15 protein-coding genes and 1 tRNA gene are annotated in these 15,507 nt (G+C 72.7%); 11 read left to right on the plus strand and 5 right to left on the minus strand.

What is annotated here, in order from left to right; translation table 11 throughout:
• The first annotated feature begins 132 nt into the window (after nt 1-132).
• Complete coding sequence (locus tag ACFVT2_RS02070; protein WP_390010942.1) at nt 133-2,097, plus strand: VWA domain-containing protein; 1,965 nt, start codon at nt 133-135, stop codon at nt 2,095-2,097.
• Nucleotides 2,094-3,437 (plus strand): hypothetical protein, encoded by a 1,344-nt coding sequence (locus ACFVT2_RS02075; RefSeq protein WP_390010944.1) that lies wholly within the window; start codon nt 2,094-2,096, stop codon nt 3,435-3,437. Before ACFVT2_RS02070 ends, ACFVT2_RS02075 begins: the two co-directional genes overlap by 4 nt.
• A gap of 31 nt (nt 3,438-3,468) precedes the next feature.
• On the opposite strand, the gene ACFVT2_RS02080 is transcribed toward ACFVT2_RS02075, so the two are convergent.
• Together ACFVT2_RS02080 and ACFVT2_RS02085 are read right to left on the minus strand one after the other, a co-directional pair.
• Complete coding sequence (locus tag ACFVT2_RS02080) at nt 3,469-4,878, minus strand: serine/threonine-protein kinase (RefSeq protein ID WP_390010946.1); 1,410 nt, start codon at nt 4,876-4,878, stop codon at nt 3,469-3,471.
• Nucleotides 4,879-4,944: 66 nt separating this feature from the next.
• On the minus strand, nt 4,945-5,493 hold the full coding sequence (locus ACFVT2_RS02085) for a helix-turn-helix domain-containing protein (protein WP_390010948.1): 549 nt from the start codon (nt 5,491-5,493) through the stop codon (nt 4,945-4,947).
• A 129-nt stretch (nt 5,494-5,622) separates the two neighbouring features.
• Between ACFVT2_RS02085 and ACFVT2_RS02090 the strand changes: the two genes are divergently transcribed.
• Nucleotides 5,623-5,695, plus strand: a tRNA-Ala gene (locus ACFVT2_RS02090).
• Nucleotides 5,696-5,781: 86 nt separating this feature from the next.
• On the opposite strand, the gene ACFVT2_RS02095 is transcribed toward ACFVT2_RS02090, so the two are convergent.
• The gene (locus ACFVT2_RS02095) at nt 5,782-7,161 is read right to left on the minus strand and encodes an MFS transporter (protein ID WP_390010950.1); all 1,380 of its coding nucleotides are present in this window, start codon (nt 7,159-7,161) and stop codon (nt 5,782-5,784) included.
• 93 nt (nt 7,162-7,254) lie between these two features.
• Here ACFVT2_RS02095 and ACFVT2_RS02100 point away from each other — a divergent pair, with 93 nt between their 5' ends.
• Nucleotides 7,255-8,175 carry a LysR family transcriptional regulator gene (locus tag ACFVT2_RS02100; RefSeq protein ID WP_390010951.1) on the plus strand — a complete coding sequence of 307 codons (921 nt, stop codon included), beginning with the start codon at nt 7,255-7,257 and terminating at the stop codon, nt 8,173-8,175.
• 83 nt (nt 8,176-8,258) lie between these two features.
• On the opposite strand, the gene ACFVT2_RS02105 is transcribed toward ACFVT2_RS02100, so the two are convergent.
• Nucleotides 8,259-8,981: a DUF5324 family protein gene (locus ACFVT2_RS02105; RefSeq protein ID WP_390010952.1), complete on the minus strand. Its 723-nt coding sequence runs from the start codon at nt 8,979-8,981 to the stop codon at nt 8,259-8,261.
• 291 nt (nt 8,982-9,272) lie between these two features.
• On the opposite strand from ACFVT2_RS02105, the gene ACFVT2_RS02110 reads away from it, so the two are divergent.
• Complete coding sequence (locus tag ACFVT2_RS02110; RefSeq protein ID WP_390010954.1) at nt 9,273-9,800, plus strand: peptidylprolyl isomerase; 528 nt, start codon at nt 9,273-9,275, stop codon at nt 9,798-9,800.
• A 145-nt stretch (nt 9,801-9,945) separates the two neighbouring features.
• Entirely contained in the window at nt 9,946-10,851 is a 906-nt protein-coding gene (locus tag ACFVT2_RS02115; protein WP_390010956.1) for a rhomboid family intramembrane serine protease, read from the plus strand.
• Nucleotides 10,852-11,109: 258 nt separating this feature from the next.
• On the opposite strand, the gene crgA is transcribed toward ACFVT2_RS02115, so the two are convergent.
• Nucleotides 11,110-11,364, minus strand: coding sequence for a cell division protein CrgA (gene crgA / locus ACFVT2_RS02120; RefSeq protein WP_390010958.1), 255 nt, complete (start codon nt 11,362-11,364; stop codon nt 11,110-11,112).
• Nucleotides 11,365-11,534: 170 nt separating this feature from the next.
• Here crgA and ACFVT2_RS02125 point away from each other — a divergent pair, with 170 nt between their 5' ends.
• The 5 genes from ACFVT2_RS02125 to ACFVT2_RS02145 all read left to right on the plus strand — a co-directional run bounded on the left by ACFVT2_RS02125 (nt 11,535) and on the right by ACFVT2_RS02145 (nt 15,496).
• A complete protein-coding gene (locus ACFVT2_RS02125) occupies nt 11,535-12,305 on the plus strand; it encodes a DUF881 domain-containing protein (RefSeq protein ID WP_390010960.1) in 771 nt (256 codons plus the stop codon).
• Nucleotides 12,306-12,342: 37 nt separating this feature from the next.
• The gene (locus tag ACFVT2_RS02130) at nt 12,343-13,029 is read left to right on the plus strand and encodes a class E sortase (RefSeq protein WP_390010962.1); all 687 of its coding nucleotides are present in this window, start codon (nt 12,343-12,345) and stop codon (nt 13,027-13,029) included.
• Between the two features lie 81 nt (nt 13,030-13,110).
• Entirely contained in the window at nt 13,111-13,287 is a 177-nt protein-coding gene (locus ACFVT2_RS02135; protein ID WP_344574830.1) for a hypothetical protein, read from the plus strand.
• Nucleotides 13,284-13,940, plus strand: coding sequence for an aminodeoxychorismate/anthranilate synthase component II (locus ACFVT2_RS02140; protein ID WP_390010965.1), 657 nt, complete (start codon nt 13,284-13,286; stop codon nt 13,938-13,940). The genes ACFVT2_RS02135 and ACFVT2_RS02140 overlap by 4 nt, the downstream gene beginning before the upstream one ends.
• Nucleotides 13,937-15,496 (plus strand): class E sortase, encoded by a 1,560-nt coding sequence (locus tag ACFVT2_RS02145; RefSeq protein WP_390010967.1) that lies wholly within the window; start codon nt 13,937-13,939, stop codon nt 15,494-15,496. Before ACFVT2_RS02140 ends, ACFVT2_RS02145 begins: the two co-directional genes overlap by 4 nt.
• The last annotated feature ends 11 nt before the right edge of the window (nt 15,497-15,507 follow it).

The following is a 15,507-nucleotide window of genomic DNA, read 5'->3' on the forward strand; positions in this document are numbered from 1 at the left end:
TTTCGTACGTGTCGGGGGCGGGCAGAGGGCTCCTGGGTTTGCTATCGCACATTGATGGGTTGCAGTGGCAAAGTCGCTGGCTGTGAAGTCGATGTCCGGGCTGTGACCGGCAGACGCGAGGGGGACGAGGGCATGGCACGACCACCACGCAGGGGGGCGGTGGCGCTGGAGGTGGGGGTACCCCCTGATCGAACGAAGTTGAGGGCTTGGGGGCGGGCGCTGCTGGCCCTGGCCGCAGCGGTGCTACCGGCCGCGGTGGTGTTGCCGGCCGCGGCGGCCCCGCGGGCGACACCGTCCGCCGAGGGCAGCGGACTGGTGATGGTCCTCGACTCCTCCGGCTCGATGGCCGGCAGCGACGGGGCCGGTGGCACACGCATCGCCGCCGCCCGCAAGGCCGTCGGCACCGTCGTCGACGCCCTGCCCGAGGGCTACCCCACCGGACTGCGGGTCTACGGCGCGGACAAGCCCAAGGGCTGTGACGACACCCGGCTCGCCCGGCCCGTCGCCCCGCTGGACCGGGCCGGCCTCAAGCAGGCCGTCGCGGGCGTGACCCCCAAGGGCGACACCCCCATCGGGCTCTCCCTGGCCAAGGCCGCCCAGGACCTCCCCAAGCCGGCCGCCGGTGCGATCGGCAAGCGCACCATCGTGCTGATCTCCGATGGCGAGGACACCTGCCGGACTCCACAGCCCTGCCAGATCGCCTCCCAACTCGCCGCTTCCGGCGTCGATCTGCACGTCGACGTCGTCGGCTTCCAGGTGGCCGGCACGGCCCGCAACCAGCTGGAGTGCATCGCCAAGTCCGGCAACGGCCAGTACTACGACGCTCCTGACGCCCAGTCGCTCGCCCGTCAGTTGCAGCGCGCGGGTCAACTCTCCGCGGCCGGCTACCGGTTCCAAGGCAACGAGGTCCATGGGACGGGCGACCGGAAGGGCGCGCCGGTCGTCGGCCCCGGGCAGTACCTGGACAGCATCGGCCCCAACGAAAAGCGGTACTACGCCGTCGACCTGGACGCGGCCTCGGTGGCCGACTTCTCCGCCACCGTGGTGCCGCCGTCCGGCTCGGCGATCGGCTCTCTCGACACCCTGCGCACCCAGATCGCGTACGACGCGGACGGCAGCTGCCAGTCCTCCACCGCGATGTTCGGTCAGCGGGAGGGTGCCACGCCGTTGACCTCGGGTGTCAGCCGCATCCCGTCGCAGAGCGGCACCGGGACCTGCGACAAGCCGGGCCGGTACTGGCTGGTCGTCGAGCGCCGCGCGGACACCGGATCGGACGCCGCGGCCTGGCCGGTGGAGCTGATGTTTCACGTGGAACATCCGCTGGCGAAGGGCACCACCCCCGCCCAGTCGGCCCCGGAGTACGGCGCGGGCGGCAAGGGCGCCACGCTGCCCACCACGCCGCCCAAGGACGTCACCGGTGGCACCGGCTTCAACGACGCCCGGTCGCTGGGCCCGGGCGTCTGGCGGGACCGGATCCTGCCCGCGCAGACGATCTGGTACAAGGTGCCGGTCAGCTGGGGCCAACAGCTGCGCTACGACGTGGAGTTCGCCAACGAACCGCGGTCAGGCCAGAGCTCCCACACCTCGTTCGGCAGCACCCAGGTCTATACGCCGTTCCGGGCTCCCGTCGGCAGCGGGACCGGGGTCTTCACGCCGCAGGTGCCGTACAACGGGCGGCCGGCCTCGCTGAGCATGGGGACGGTGCCGGTTTCCTGGACCAACCGCTACGAGACGCACCCCAACGTCATCCCCGTCCACGCCAAGGGCGACTTCTACATCGCGGTCACGCTCGGGGCGAGGACGGCCCAGATCGCGGAGAACCCGCAGATCGGCGTGGTGCTGCGGGTCGCCGTCCTGGGGCAGGCAAAGGCCGGACCGGAGGCCGGTGCGGCGGCCGTCAAGGGCGAGGCGATCGACGACGGTTCGGGTCCGGTGGCCACCGGCACGGCGGGCGGCGGCTGGCCCGCGATCCGGGTCGCCGGGGTCTCCGTCGGCGGGCTGGGCGTCCTGCTGCTGGCCGGCCTCGGCCTGTCGTACGTCTGGGCCCGTCGGAAGCCGGGAACGGGCGGTGCGGGCGGCGGGAGAGGCACGCGATGACGCGCCACATGGCGGGACGCCGGGGGCCGGCCGCTCTGGCGGCGCTGGCCCTGCTGGCGCTCACGACGGGAGCGTCGGCCGCGGCCGACGGCGTGCCGGGTTACCAGATGGCCTCCGACGGCACGCCCGTCAACGGCGCCGCGAGCACGGCGGACGCTCCGCGGCTCGACCGCGGACAGTACGCCGACACCATCCGGCGCGGCGAGACCAGGCACTACGCCGTCGCTCTCGACGGCACCAGCAACGCCTACTTCTCGGCGGTCGCCGCGCCCCGCCCGGGTACCAAGGTCGAGGACTACACCGACCGACTGACCGTCAAGATCGAGGACAGCAGCGGCACCACCTGCGGCCCGGACGGGACCGCGCAGTTCCACAGCGGCGGCACCGCCTACCCGGTCGCCGACTACGCCGCCCGCCTGATCGGCCCGGACGTCCCGAGCTGCCAGCACGCCGGCCCCTACTACGTGGTGGTCAGCCGCGAGGGCCCGGCGACCTCCGGCCCCGAGCCCTGGCCCGTCGAGATCGGCTACCTCACCGAACCCGCGCTCAAGGGCAAGCCCCCGTCCCCGCCGGCCGCCGGCAGTTGGAGCTCCGCCACGCCCGCTCCGCCCACGGACGGCACCACCCGTCAGGCCCTGGGCGGCACCGGCTTCAACGACGCCGCCACGGTCCGCAAGGGCGTCTGGAAGGACCACCTCACCCCCGGCGAGACCCGCTTCTACCGCGTCCCGGTGGACTGGGGCCAGCGGCTGAACCTCAGCGCGGAACTCCCCAACTCCACCGCCCCCTCCACCACGTTCGTCCCCAGCGCCCTCGGCCTCGCCGTCTACAACCCGGCGCGCGGCGTGGTCAGCGCGGGCAGCTTCGTCCCGTACGAGGGGAAACCGGCCGCCGCCAAGGCGTTCACCGCGCCGGTGGCCTACGGCAACCGCTCGGCACCGGACCGCGCAGTCGCGGGGATGCGCTGCGCGGGCTGGTACTACGTGGCGGTCACCCTCAGCTCGCGCACCGCGGTGGCCTTCCCGCAGGGCGCCGCCCTCACCCTCCGGGCGGACGTCCGCGGCACCCCGCAGGCCGGCCCCGGCTACGTGTCACCGGCCGGCGACTTCGGCCTCACGCCCGGCGACGACGCCATGGGACGGCCCGCGCAGGGGGCGGGCGGCCCCCTGACGGTGGTGGCGTACGCCGGGATCGGTGCCGGGGTGGTGCTGCTGGCCGGGCTGGGCGCCTGGACGGTGCTGGCCCGCCGGGGCGACGCCCGACCGGTTCCGGTGCTGCCCATGGACCAGCAGACGACCCAGGCGTCGCCTCGCCGGTCCGCACCGCCGCTGGACGGCTAGCCGGCCGGCCTGTCGGCCGGGCGCCCGCCGCTCAGGCGGCGAACAGCGCCCACACCCCGACCGCGATGCACAGCAGCGCCACGATCAGGACCGGGACCGCGACCTTCGGGGGCGGTCCCGGTTTCCGTACCGGCGCGGCCGGGGGAGGCGCCGCCGGCACCCGGACGCCCCCGGTCGGGGGCTGCCCCGGCAGCGGCGGCTGCCCGGCGGTGTACGGACGGGTCGGGGACGCCTCCGGGTGCGCCGCGGCCGTCGGCTCGTACCGCGGCATCGGCGCCGGGACCGGGGCCGGCGGCGGGGTCCGGGGCGGGGTGGTCGGCGGGGCCGGGACGGTGCCGCGCGGCGGGGTGCCCAGGGACGGCGCGGTGGTCGGCGGGGCCGGTGGCGGCGGGGTGCTCGGCTGCGGCGGAACGGGCAGCTCCGGCGGCGCGAGGTGGAAGCTCCCGGTGTCCGAGAGGGAGGCCGGGCCGGCGGCCGGGCGCCCGCCGCTGTCGGTGGGCTCCGTGCTCCCCGCGGCGGCCACGGTGGTGCTCCCGGTGGCGTCGCCGGCCGGCGCGCCGCGCAGCGGCCCGTCCGGGGCGAACCCGGCCGGCAGCGGCCCGATGTGGTCGAAGACCTCGATGACCTCGTCCTCGATGGTCGCCTCCGGCAGCAGCTCGGCCGCCGCCAGCAGCGCCTTCCGCGCCCCCGTCGCGGTCTTGAACCGGGCCTCCGGATCGGGGTGCAGCAGCGACGCCAGCACCTGCCACAGCGGCTCCGGCACGTCCTCGGGCGCGTTCGGTATGCCGTGCTCCGCGAACCGCCGGACCAGCGCCTCGGTGTCCGGCTTGGCGCCGGTGATCAGGCTGAGCGCGACCAGCCCCGCCGCGAACAGGTCCGCGGGGAAGTCCGGCTCGGCGCCCAACATCTGCTCCGGAGCGAAGTAACCCGGCGTCCCCACCACGTAGTTGGTCTCGGTCAGCCGCGGCTCGCCCTTGCGCATGGCGATGCCGAAGTCGGACAGTCGCAGGTGTGGGCGGCCGGTGCCGGTGGCCTCCAGCAGGATGTTCGCCGGTTTGATGTCCCGGTGCACCACGCCCTCGGCGTGCACGGCGGTCAGCCCGGCCAGCAGCTGGTCCATCAGCGTGCACACCATCCGCGGCGGCAACGGGCCGTAGTCCCCGGTCAGATGGGCCAACGAGCCGCCGTGCACCAGGTCCATGGTGAACAGCACCTTGTCGTCGTCCGCGGCCCAACTCGCCGGGGCCAGCACATGCGGATGATCGATCCGCAGTGCCTGCTCCCGGACGAAGCGCAGCAGGGTGTGCGCGTCGCTCTGCTGCAGCACTTTGGCCGCCACGTAACGGCGGCGCCGGTGGTCCCAGGCGCGCCAGACGGCGCCCACCCCGCCCCGACCGATCGGGTCCACGAGCTCGTACCGACCGGCGAAGATCTCACCCATTGCGCCCCGTCCGCTTCTGGATCACGACTCCCTACGGCCAACTCCCCGGCGGCCGTCCGCGATTGGTCAGCTCTGGTGCGCCTCGTAGTGGGCGACCGCGTCGGCGGTGCGGCCGGCACCGTAGACCCGGAGGAACTCTGCCAGCTCGGGGTGGGTGGCAGCGAGGCTGTTCGCCGCGTCGATGATCTCGCCGGCGTCGGAGACCGACCGCAGCAGCGACTGGATCTCCCGCACCACCCGTCGCACCGTGGTGGCGCCCGTCGACGACGTGGTCTGGGTGGTGTTGTTCAGCACCGACCCGCCCGCCGTCTTCTTGATCTCTTCCATCCGGTCGGTGGCCTCGGCGGCGCTGACGCTGCCGTCCGCGACCTGACCGGCCAGCTCTTGCAGCGCTTGCACCCGCTGCACCACGGCCGGGTTGCCTATCTTCGCGCGCTGCCCGCTCATCAGCTGGGACAACATCGGGGCGGACAGTCCGAGCACCGCGGCCAGCCGGGCCTGGTTCAGCCCGAGATCGTCGATGAGCCGACGGAACAGCGCGCCCAGAGGCTCCCCGTACCAACTGCGCTGGAGCTCCCGGGCCCGCGCGGTGGCTTCCTGCTGTGCTGCATCCATGCCGTCTCCCCTGTATCCCCGATCGCGCTTCGCTGCCGCGAATCTCGCGAAGCATCCTACGGAGAGCGACGGTGCGCGGCGATACCCGGTCGGGAAAGCACCCCGACACCGGGTACCCTGTTCGGCGAAGGGGCCTTAGCTCAGTTGGTAGAGCGCTGTCTTTGCATGGCAGATGTCAGGGGTTCGACTCCCCTAGGCTCCACCCCCAAACCCCTCCGACCTGCGGGAACGCGGTCGGAGGGGTTTTGTGTGCCGCTGCGGCGGGCCGTGGCCGCGCGGCGGCTGCCGTCACCGGCGGGCCGTGGCGCCCGAGCGGAAGATCAGTACGACCGCGGCGAGCCCGGCGACGACGAGCACCCCGCCCGCGTCCGGCAGCCCGCCCACGGTGCCCAGGACCGCGACGCCCAGCGCCGAGCCCGCCTGCCGGATCCCGTTGAGGGCGCCCTGCGCGGTGGCGGCCAGTTCGGTCGGTGCGGCGACGGCCATCTCGGCGGCGGCACCCGGGATGGAGAGGGTGCCCGCGGCGGCCAGCGCCAGCTCGGCGACCAGGAGCAGGGGGAGCGGGGGCCGGCCGCCGGCGAGCAGCAGCAGTGCCCCGGCCAGCGCGGTGGCGGTCATCCCGGTCAGCAGCACCGGCCGGGCGCCGTGCCGGGCCACCAGTCGCCCGGTGAAGAACGGCATCACGCACACCGGGAAGGTGAGGGGGAGCGAGGCCAGCCCGGCGGCGAACGGCGAGAGCGCGTAGGTGCGCTGTAGCCACAGGGCGAGCAGGTACATCCCGCCGAAGTAGGCGAAGCAGGACACCGCGGCGGCCAGCATGGCGGCCCGTACCCGGGGCAGTGCCAGCAGCGCGGGCGGCAGTACGGGCGCCGGGACCCGGCGTTCCACGACGGTCAGCGCGGCGAAGGCGAGCACCGCCGCCGCGATCGGCACCCAGGCGGTCGGCGCGGACCAGCCCTCGATGCCGGCCTCGACCAGGCCGAAGGTGAGCGCGCCGAGCGCACCGGTGGACAGCAGCAGCCCGGCTCGGTCCAGGGCGCGCCCGGTCGCGCCGGCGGCCGGTGCGGGGGGCGTCGGGAGCCGGCGGGCGAGCAGCAGCGCGGCCAGCGCGATCGGCGGGTTCACCAGGAACACCAGCCGCCAGCCGCCGAGTTCGACGAGTCCGCCGCCCAGTACGGGCCCGGCCGCCGCGCCCAGTCCGCTCAGCGCCGCCCAGGCGCCGATCGCGCGGGTGCGCCGCGCGGGATCCGGGTAGAGCGCGATGAGCAGCGCCAGCGAGGCCGGCACCAGCCCGGCGCCGGCCGCCCCCAGCAGCGCCCGCCCGGCGATCAGCGAACCGGCGCCGGGCGCCACGGCGCAGAGCGCGGACAGGCCCGCGAAGCCGATCAGCGCCCCGACGTACATCCGGCGTGCGCCCCAGCGGTCGGCGAAGACGCCCGCGGCGAGCAGCAGCCCGGCGAAGACGACGGTGTAGGCGTCGACCGTCCAGGGCAGCGCGGCGGCGGCCGGGCGCAGTGAACCCCGCAGGTCGGGGAGGGCGACGTTGAGGATCGTGGTGTCGAGGAGGACGAGCAGGTTGCCGGTGGCGATGCCGGCGAACGCGAGCCGGGACCGGACGGGTGCCGGTGCGGTGGCGCCGGTGGCCGGCGCGCGGGTGTCGGTGGTCATGGGGGCACGGTGGCCCGGAGGCGGGCCGGCCGGCGACGCCGTACTTCCGATATCCCCATCGGAAAGTTCGATGGCCGGTGGCATCCTTGCGAGGTGGACTCACGCTACCTCCGCGCCTTCGTCGCCGTCGCCGACCACGGCGGAATCTCCGCCGCCGCCCAGGAGTTGGGCTACGCCCAGTCCAGTGTGAGCGCCCAACTCAAGCGCCTGGAGACGGAGTTGGACGCCACCGTCCTGGTGCGCGCGGGCAGCGGCGCCACGCTCACCGACGCCGGCCGCCGGCTGCTGCCGCACGCCCGCGAGGCGCTGGAACTGGAAGAGCGGATGCGCCGGGCCGCCCGCGGCGAACGCCCCCGGCTGCGGATCGGCGCCCAGGAGTCGCTGGCGCACGCCTGGATGCCGGAGGTGCTGGCGGCCCTGGAGTACGGCGCGGCCGGGCCCGGTACGAGCGCCGAGGTGGAGCTGACGGTGGGCAACCGCGGCCGGGTGCACCGGGCCTTCGTCGCGGGCGAATCGGACGTGGCGTTCCAGTACGACAACGGGCGGCGGGCGGTCGGCCCGCACGCCGTCGTCGGCCACGACCGCACGGTGCTGGTGGCCGGCCCCGCCCATCCGCTGGCCCAGCAGGAGCGGGTGCTGCCGGAGCAGCTGCTGGACTGCGCGTTCCTGGTCGCCGAGCCGGGCTGCACCTCCGAGATGCTGGTCGACTGCCTGGGCCGGGACCTGCTGGCCGGGGCGCAGTTGGCGACGGTCACCGGCTCGCTGTCCGCGCTGCTCCGGCTGACCGCCCACGGTCAGGGCATCTCGCTGTTGCCGGCGCTGGCGGTCGCCCGGGAGCTGGAGCAGGGCGAGCTGGTCACCCTCCGGCTCGTCGAACCGCTCCGCCCGGTCAGCATCATCGCCCAGTGGCACCCCCGCCTCGGCGTCGCCGAACGGCCCCTGCGCGCCCTCCTGGACCTGGCCCGACGGGCCGATCCGCTGGCCGCGGAGGGGACCGGGTCCGCGGCGTCCTGACCGGCCCGCCGTCGTTCCGGGCCGGCGCGCCACCGGGCCGCGCCCTGGTGCGGGGCGCGGCCCGGTGGTGGTGCGGCCGGGGATCAGGCGGTGGAGCCGTCACCCCGTCGTTTGTCGGAGTCGGTCTCGGCCTGCTTGGCCTGGACATCGGGGTCGGGCGGGGTGCCCTGGCTGCCGTCGACGGCGCTCAGGTGGCCGCGGTCGCCGACCTCGGTGGGCGCCGGCGGCTCGACCAGCCAGTCCGGGTTGGCCTGCTTGTCCCACCACTTCCAGGCGGCGACCGCGCCGGCCACCACGATGCCCAGCAGTGCCAGCCGCTTGGCGGCCTTGCCGCAGGCCGCCCGGCGGCACTGCTTCTTCTGGAGCTTCTCGATCTCCGCGGCCGTCACCTGCCCGCGGAGTGCGGCCAGCGCGGCGGCGCCCCGGGCCAGCGCCTCCTCACGTACCGGCTCGGCCGCCGCCCGGGCGTTGACCACGGCGCTCTCCAGCCGCGGGGTGGTGTAGTCGGCGGCCTGGCGGGCGGCCTGGCGGGTGCGGAGGGCGGCCCGGGTCGCCACCGCGTCCACCTTGGGCGGCAGGGCGCCGCGGGCGTGCTCGATCCGCGGGTACAGATGGGTGTCGTACTGGGTCCGGGCCTGATGGGCCGCCTCGGCAACCTTGGGAGCAAGCCGGGTGCGGGCCTCGTGTGAGTAGTGGACAGCGGCCTCCTTGGCCGTACCGGCATAGGGAGCCACCACCTCCGCTGCGTGCCGCACGCCGTCCTTGGCCGTATGGGTCGCGGCGCGCACGCTGTCCTTGCGGGTCACGGGGATCCTCCTCCTCGGTGGGGTCCGGGTCTGGGGGCTGCTCCCCCGCCTCTGCTGTGTCGCCTGTCCACCCGATTGACGAGCATGCCCGCTCCCTGCCCGCACGGCACGTGCGAGCGGGCATCCGGGTCATTGGGGGCCTTTCCTGGACTTGTGATGACAATGCCACGCGATACCGCGCCATGCGCGAGAAATCAGTGCGAAACCCATCAAGAGGTGGCGGCCCGGCGCCCGGCGGGTGGTTCATGACAGGATCGGGGACCGTCAGTGAAGACTTATGGAAGGTAGATCGTGGCTGAGCAGCTCTACGCCACCCTGAAGACGAACCAGGGCGACATCGAACTCCGGCTTCTGCCGAACCACGCCCCCAAGACGGTCAAGAACTTCGTCGAGCTCGCCAACGGCGAGCGGGAGTGGATCGACCCGAACACCGGTCAGAAGACCACCGCCCGTCTCTACGACGGCACCGTCTTCCACCGCGTGATCAGTGGCTTCATGCTGCAGGGCGGTGACCCGCTGGGCAACGGCACCGGCGGCCCCGGCTACAAGTTCGCCGACGAGTTCCACCCCGACCTGGCGTTCACCAAGCCGTACCTGCTGGCGATGGCCAACGCCGGCCCGGGCACCAACGGCTCGCAGTTCTTCATCACGGTGTCCCCGACGGCCTGGCTGACCGGCAAGCACACCATCTTCGGTGAGGTCACCAACGAGGCCAGCAAGAAGGTCGTGGACACCATCGCCGAGATCCAGACCAACCCGCGCACCGACCGTCCGGTGCAGGACGTCGTCATCGAGTCGGTGGTCATCGAGACCCGCTGACCCGGGTCCGGTGCCCCGGTGCGATCCGGGGAACCATCGCGCCCCGTCCGGTCGTAGATGATGGAGACGGGGCGCGCAGCTCGTTGTGGGGCGGTCGCCGCGCCGGGTGCCCGCGCCCCGACGGGAACGAGGACTTAGGGGACCGATGGACCAGCCAGGCAGCCCGCAGGAGCCGCAGCAGGCGCACGGCCACGACGGCCTGCCCGGTTGCCACCGTCACCCGGACCGGCCGACCGGCATCCGCTGCACCCGCTGCGACCGGCCGATCTGCCCGGAGTGCATGATCAGTGCCTCGGTCGGCTTCCAGTGCCCGGACTGCGTGCGCAACGGCGGTGGCAGCGGCCCGGCGCCGCAGGCCAGTGCGCCGCGCACGATAGCGGGCGGCATGCTCACCGCCGACCCGCGGCTGATCACCAAGATCCTGCTGGGCCTCAACGTCGCCGTCTTCATCGCGGTGTACGCAACCCATGGTGACCTGGTCAACCGGCTCGACATGATCGGGCTGGCCGTCGACCCGAGCCGCTACCAACTGGTCGGGGTCGCCCACGGCGAGTGGTACCGCCTGCTGACCGCGGTCTTCCTGCACCAGCAGATCGCGCACATCGGCTTCAACATGCTCTCGCTGTGGTGGCTGGGCCCGCCGCTGGAGGCGGCGCTCGGCCGACTCCGCTTCACCGCGCTCTACCTGCTCTCCGGCCTGGGCGGCAGTGCCCTGTCCTACTTCCTGGTCGCGCAGAACCAGCCGTCGCTGGGGGCGTCCGGCGCGATCTTCGGGCTGCTGGGTGCCACGGCCGTGCTGATGCGCCGGCTGCGGTACGACATGAAGCCGGTGCTGATCCTGCTCGCCCTGAACCTGGCCTTCACGTTCCTGTGGCCGAACATCGCCTGGCAGGCGCACGTCGGCGGGCTGATCGTGGGCGCCGCGGTGGCGTTCGGGATGGTGCACGCACCGCGGGACCGCCGGACGCCGGTGCACGTCGGGACGTGCGTGCTGGCCCTGCTCGTGATCGTCGCGGTGGTGTGGGTACGGACCCTTCAGCTGGTGGGCTGAGGCCCCGCGGGGGCACGTTGTCCACAGTCCGTGAAGGATCTTGTGCATGCTGTGCAGAAGTCGACTTCCACACCTTGCCGAACGGCGTTTCCGCAGGAAGGAACGGGGGCGGAGGCCGGCGTCGGGAGGTGCCGCCGGTCACACCGGCGTCAACCTCCCGAGGGTTATCCACAGATCTTCTGAAGTTTTCCCCGGTTGTGGATAACTGTGTGGATGGCCTTGGGCAGGGCTTGCGCTATCCCCAGGGCCGAGCCCGCACTACTTCCACTGCGTGGAGACGCCGAACCCCACCGCGATGAAGCCGAAGCCGCACACGATGTTCCAGTTGCCCATCGCCTTGATCGGCAGATCGCCCTCGGAGACGTAGAACAGCACGATCCACGCAAGCCCGATGACGAACATCGCCAGCATCAGTGGCGCGACCCAACCCCGGCCTGAATTCATCTTCAGGTTGGTGGTCTTCGCCGGCGGCGGCGTGAAGTCGTCCTTCTTGCGGATCCGTGACTTCGGCACGAGGAACTCTCCTGTCGATGTGCTGCTCCCCCACTCTCCACGGTGAGTGGGGGGTCCCCCTCCGCGCGGAGCGGTTCGGGAGCCAGGGTACGGACACGAGGGGAACGGAATTCCTTCCCGGGCGTCCGTTAGCGTAGTGCTTCCGCGGCGTCGTAAGGAGTAAGGGTACGTTGAGCACTTCCGCCGGCTCCCCCGGGCGCCCTCTCCGAGCCCGATTGCGGCCCGTTCGGCTCCTCACTCTCCTCGTGTTCGCCCTCGCCGGCCTGATGTTCTGGCTCAGCTTCGACACCGCCCGCGGCACCAACCTCCGCTCGGACGACTCGATGCTGCGGCTGTCCGACCTCATCCAGGAACGCAGCCACAAGAACGGCACCCAGGACGAGCGCAACGCCGGCCTCCGCGCGGAGGTCGATGCCCTCGCCCGCCGTGACACCGCCCCCTCCGCCACGGCGGAGGCCGCACTCCAGAGCCTGGAGAAGAACGCCGGCACCAAGCCGGTGTCCGGCCAGGGCGTGACGGTCACGCTCACCGACGCCCCACCGAACGCCACCGCCAAGATCCCCGGCATCCCCGAGCCCCAGCCCAACGACCTGGTCATCCACCAGCAGGACCTCCAGGCCGTGGTGAACGCTCTCTGGCACGGCGGCGCCAAGGGCATCAAGGTCATGGACCAGCGGCTGATCTCCACCAGCGCGGTCCGCTGCGTCGGCAACACCCTGATCCTCCAGGGCCAGGTCTACTCCCCGCCCTACAAGATCACCGCGGTCGGCGACCACGACGCCCTCAACCGCGCGCTGACCGCGTCCCCCGCCATCCAGAACTACCTCCAGTACGTCAACGCCTACGGCCTCGGCTGGAAAGTCGACCAGCACGAGGTGGTGACTCTTCCCGGCTACTCCGGCACAGTGGATCTCCACTACGCACAGCCTGTGAAGCCGTAGCCCGCACCCCGCGGGCCGGCAGGGAGGGGCGGGTCGGATGACGGTGCGGTGGATCGTACGGACGGCCAGCGAAATCTGCCTCACCGTCGGCGCACTGATCGTTCTCTTCGTCGTCTACCTCCTCTACTGGACCGGGGTCCGGGCGGACAGCGCGATGGACGGCGAGATCGGCAGGCTCCAGGACCAGTGGTCCACCGGCCCGGTCGCCGCCGGCACCCCCGCCCCCGCACCCACCGCCCCGCCCCGCCGCCCCGCACCGGGCCGGTCCTTCGCCGTGATGTACATCCCCCGCCTCGGGCCGGACTGGGCCAAGCCCGTCCTGGAAGGCACCGGGACCGACGTCCTCCAGCGCGGCTTGGGCCACTACGACCACACCGCCGGCCTCGGCGCGACCGGCAACTTCGCCGTGGCCGGCCACCGCCGCACCTACGGCGACCCGTTCAAGGACTTCCCCCAACTACGCCCGGGGGACGCCGTGGTCCTCACCGACGGCACCACGTGGTTCACCTACCGCATCGACAACCGCCCCTACACGACCCTGCCCACCGACATCGGCGTGATCGACCCGGTACCGCGGAAGTCCGGCTTCACCGGCCCCGGCCGCTACCTCACCCTGACCACCTGCGAACCGGAGTGGGGTCACAGCCACCGACTGATCGCCTGGGCACACCTCGATTCCACCCAACCCGTCACGCAGGGAAGGCCATCGGCTTTGACCGGCTGACCCACCTGCGCACAGCCTCTCCGCTTACTCTGGTGTCGCAATCGACATCGTCAACGGCATCGGCAAGGGGACAGCGACAGCATGTACGGCTGGATCTGGCGGCATCTGCCGGGCACCACGTGGGTGAAGGCGCTGCTTTCCGTGGTGCTCGCCCTGGCGGTGGTCTTCGTGCTCTTCCAGTGGGTCTTTCCGTGGGCGGAGCCACTGCTCCCCTTCAATGACGTCACTGTCGACCAAGGGATGGCAGCCACCCGATGACCGCACGGATTCTCGTCGTCGACAACTACGACAGCTTCGTCTTCAACCTCGTCCAGTACCTCTACCAGCTCGGTGCTGAATGCGAGGTGCTGCGCAACGACGAGGTCGCTCCTCGCCACGCGCAGGACGGCTTCGACGGCGTGCTGCTCTCCCCCGGACCCGGTACGCCCGAGCAGGCCGGGGTCTGCGTCGACATGGTCCGTCACTGCGCGGACACCGGCGTCCCGGTGTTCGGCGTGTGCCTGGGCCTCCAGTCGATGGCGGTCGCCTACGGCGGGGTGGTCGACCGGGCCCCCGAACTGCTGCACGGCAAGACCTCGCCCGTCCTCCACGAGGGCGCCGGCGTCTTCGCCGGACTGCCCTCGCCCTTCACCGCCACCCGCTACCACTCCCTGGCCGTCGAACCGGACACCGTCCCCGACGAACTGACCGTCACCGCCTGGACGGAGGCCGACGACGCCCCCGGCGGCCGGATCATCATGGGCCTGCGGCACCGTGAACTCCCCGTGGAGGGCGTGCAGTTCCACCCCGAGTCGGTACTGACGGAATGGGGACACCGGATGCTGGCCAACTGGCTCGTGGAATGCGGCGACAAGGAGGCGGTGGAGCGTTCGGCGGGGCTTGCCCCGGTGGTCGGCAAGGCCGGCGTGTGACCGCGCTGCGCCCCGAACACGAAGGGCGGCCCTACGAGCCGCACGAGGACCCGCCGTACACACCGCACGAGCCGTACGCGCCCACCGACCCGTACGGCCGGTCCGACGCGTTCGAGACGGCGGTGGGGCAGCTCGACGACCCGCTGAACGACCCCCTGCCCGGCCGATCGGCGGCGCCGCACCCGGAACCGTACGCACAGGACGCGCCGTCCGGTGGGGGAGCCGGGGCGGCAGGCTCCCCCTGGTTCCGGCCCCGCCAGGACTCGCCGGCCTCCCCCCAGCCCGAGATGCCGGGCCCGCGACGGTCGGCCCGGCACCGCAAGCCCGGCACCGGAGACACCCCGCCCGCGCCCCGGCCCGCGCCCGCATACGGCCCCGAAACCGAGATCTACGGCCAGGTGAACGGCGGCTTCGGCCGCGGCGGCTACGCGGCACCCGCCGGGCCGATATCCGGCCCGCACGGGGCCGCGGAGGCCCTCACCGCGCCCCTCCCCACGATCCCCCCGCTGCTTCCGTCACGTTCCGGGCGGTCCGGGCGTCCCGCGCCGGTCGACGCCCCGCCGCGGTCGGACGACGAGACCATGGCGCTGCGCCAGGCCGAGCAGTCCGGAAGCGACGCTGTTTCACGTGAAACCAGCGCGTCGGTTTCACGTGAAACCGACGCCGCCACCGCTGTTTCACGTGAAACCACGACCGCCTTGGAGACGGGTGGCCGCGCGGCCCGCCGCAAGGCCGCCCAGGCGTCCGCCAAGCGCGGCGGCCGCCACGGTCGACGCGGCTCCCACGCCACCGCTGCTTCCGCCTCCACCGCAACGGCAGCCGAGGCACCCAAGCCCCCCATGAGCCGGGTCGAGGCCCGCCGGGCCCAGCGCGCCGCCAAGGACAGCCCCGGCCTGATCGCCAGCCGCGCGCTGGGCGAGGTGTTCATCACCCTCGGAGTGCTGATGCTGCTGTTCGTCACCTACCAGCTGTGGTGGACGAACGTGATGGCCGACGAGGAGGCCGGCGGCGCCGCCAACAACCTCCAGCAGCAGTGGGAGAAGGGCGGCGGCGAGAAGAAGAACCTCGCGGTCGGCGAGCGCTTCGGCATCATGTACATCCCCAAACTCGACGTGAAGGCCCCGATCGCCGAAGGCATCGACAAGCACTCCGTCCTCGACCACGGCATGATCGGCCACTACGACGCCGCCAGCGGCATCAAGACCGCAATGCCCTGGGACAAGACCGGCAACTTCGCCGTCGCCGCCCACCGCAACACCCACGGCGAGCCGTTCCGCTACATCAACCGCCTCACCAAGGGCGACAAGATCGTCGTGGAGACGCAGAGCGCCTACTACACCTACGAGATGGAGAGCGTCCTCCCGCAGACCTCTCCCAGCAACACCAGCGTGATCACCCCGGTGCCGCCCGGATCGGGATTCACCGGCCCCGGGCGCTACATCACCCTGACCACCTGCACCCCGGAATTCACCAGTACCTTTCGTTTGATCGTCTGGGGCAAGATGGTTGACGAGCGGCCGCGGAGCAAGGGCAAACCGGAAGCGCTCGCCGGCTGAGCGGACAACTG

Origin of the sequence: Streptomyces sp. NPDC058000, assembly GCF_042886435.1 — a bacterium.
In the GTDB taxonomy this organism is placed as follows: Bacteria; Actinomycetota; Actinomycetes; order Streptomycetales; family Streptomycetaceae; genus Streptomyces.

Coding starts and splice junctions, on each gene's coding strand:
- ACFVT2_RS02070 (WP_390010942.1), top strand. CDS start 133: ATGGCACGACCACCACGCAGGGGGGCGGTGGCGCTGGAGGTGGGGGTA.
- ACFVT2_RS02075 (WP_390010944.1), top strand. CDS start 2,094: ATGACGCGCCACATGGCGGGACGCCGGGGGCCGGCCGCTCTGGCGGCG.
- ACFVT2_RS02080 (WP_390010946.1), bottom strand. CDS start 4,878: ATGGGTGAGATCTTCGCCGGTCGGTACGAGCTCGTGGACCCGATCGGT.
- ACFVT2_RS02085 (WP_390010948.1), bottom strand. CDS start 5,493: ATGGATGCAGCACAGCAGGAAGCCACCGCGCGGGCCCGGGAGCTCCAG.
- ACFVT2_RS02095 (WP_390010950.1), bottom strand. CDS start 7,161: ATGACCACCGACACCCGCGCGCCGGCCACCGGCGCCACCGCACCGGCA.
- ACFVT2_RS02115 (WP_390010956.1), top strand. CDS start 9,946: ATGGACCAGCCAGGCAGCCCGCAGGAGCCGCAGCAGGCGCACGGCCAC.
- ACFVT2_RS02130 (WP_390010962.1), top strand. CDS start 12,343: ATGACGGTGCGGTGGATCGTACGGACGGCCAGCGAAATCTGCCTCACC.
- ACFVT2_RS02135 (WP_344574830.1), top strand. CDS start 13,111: ATGTACGGCTGGATCTGGCGGCATCTGCCGGGCACCACGTGGGTGAAG.
- ACFVT2_RS02140 (WP_390010965.1), top strand. CDS start 13,284: ATGACCGCACGGATTCTCGTCGTCGACAACTACGACAGCTTCGTCTTC.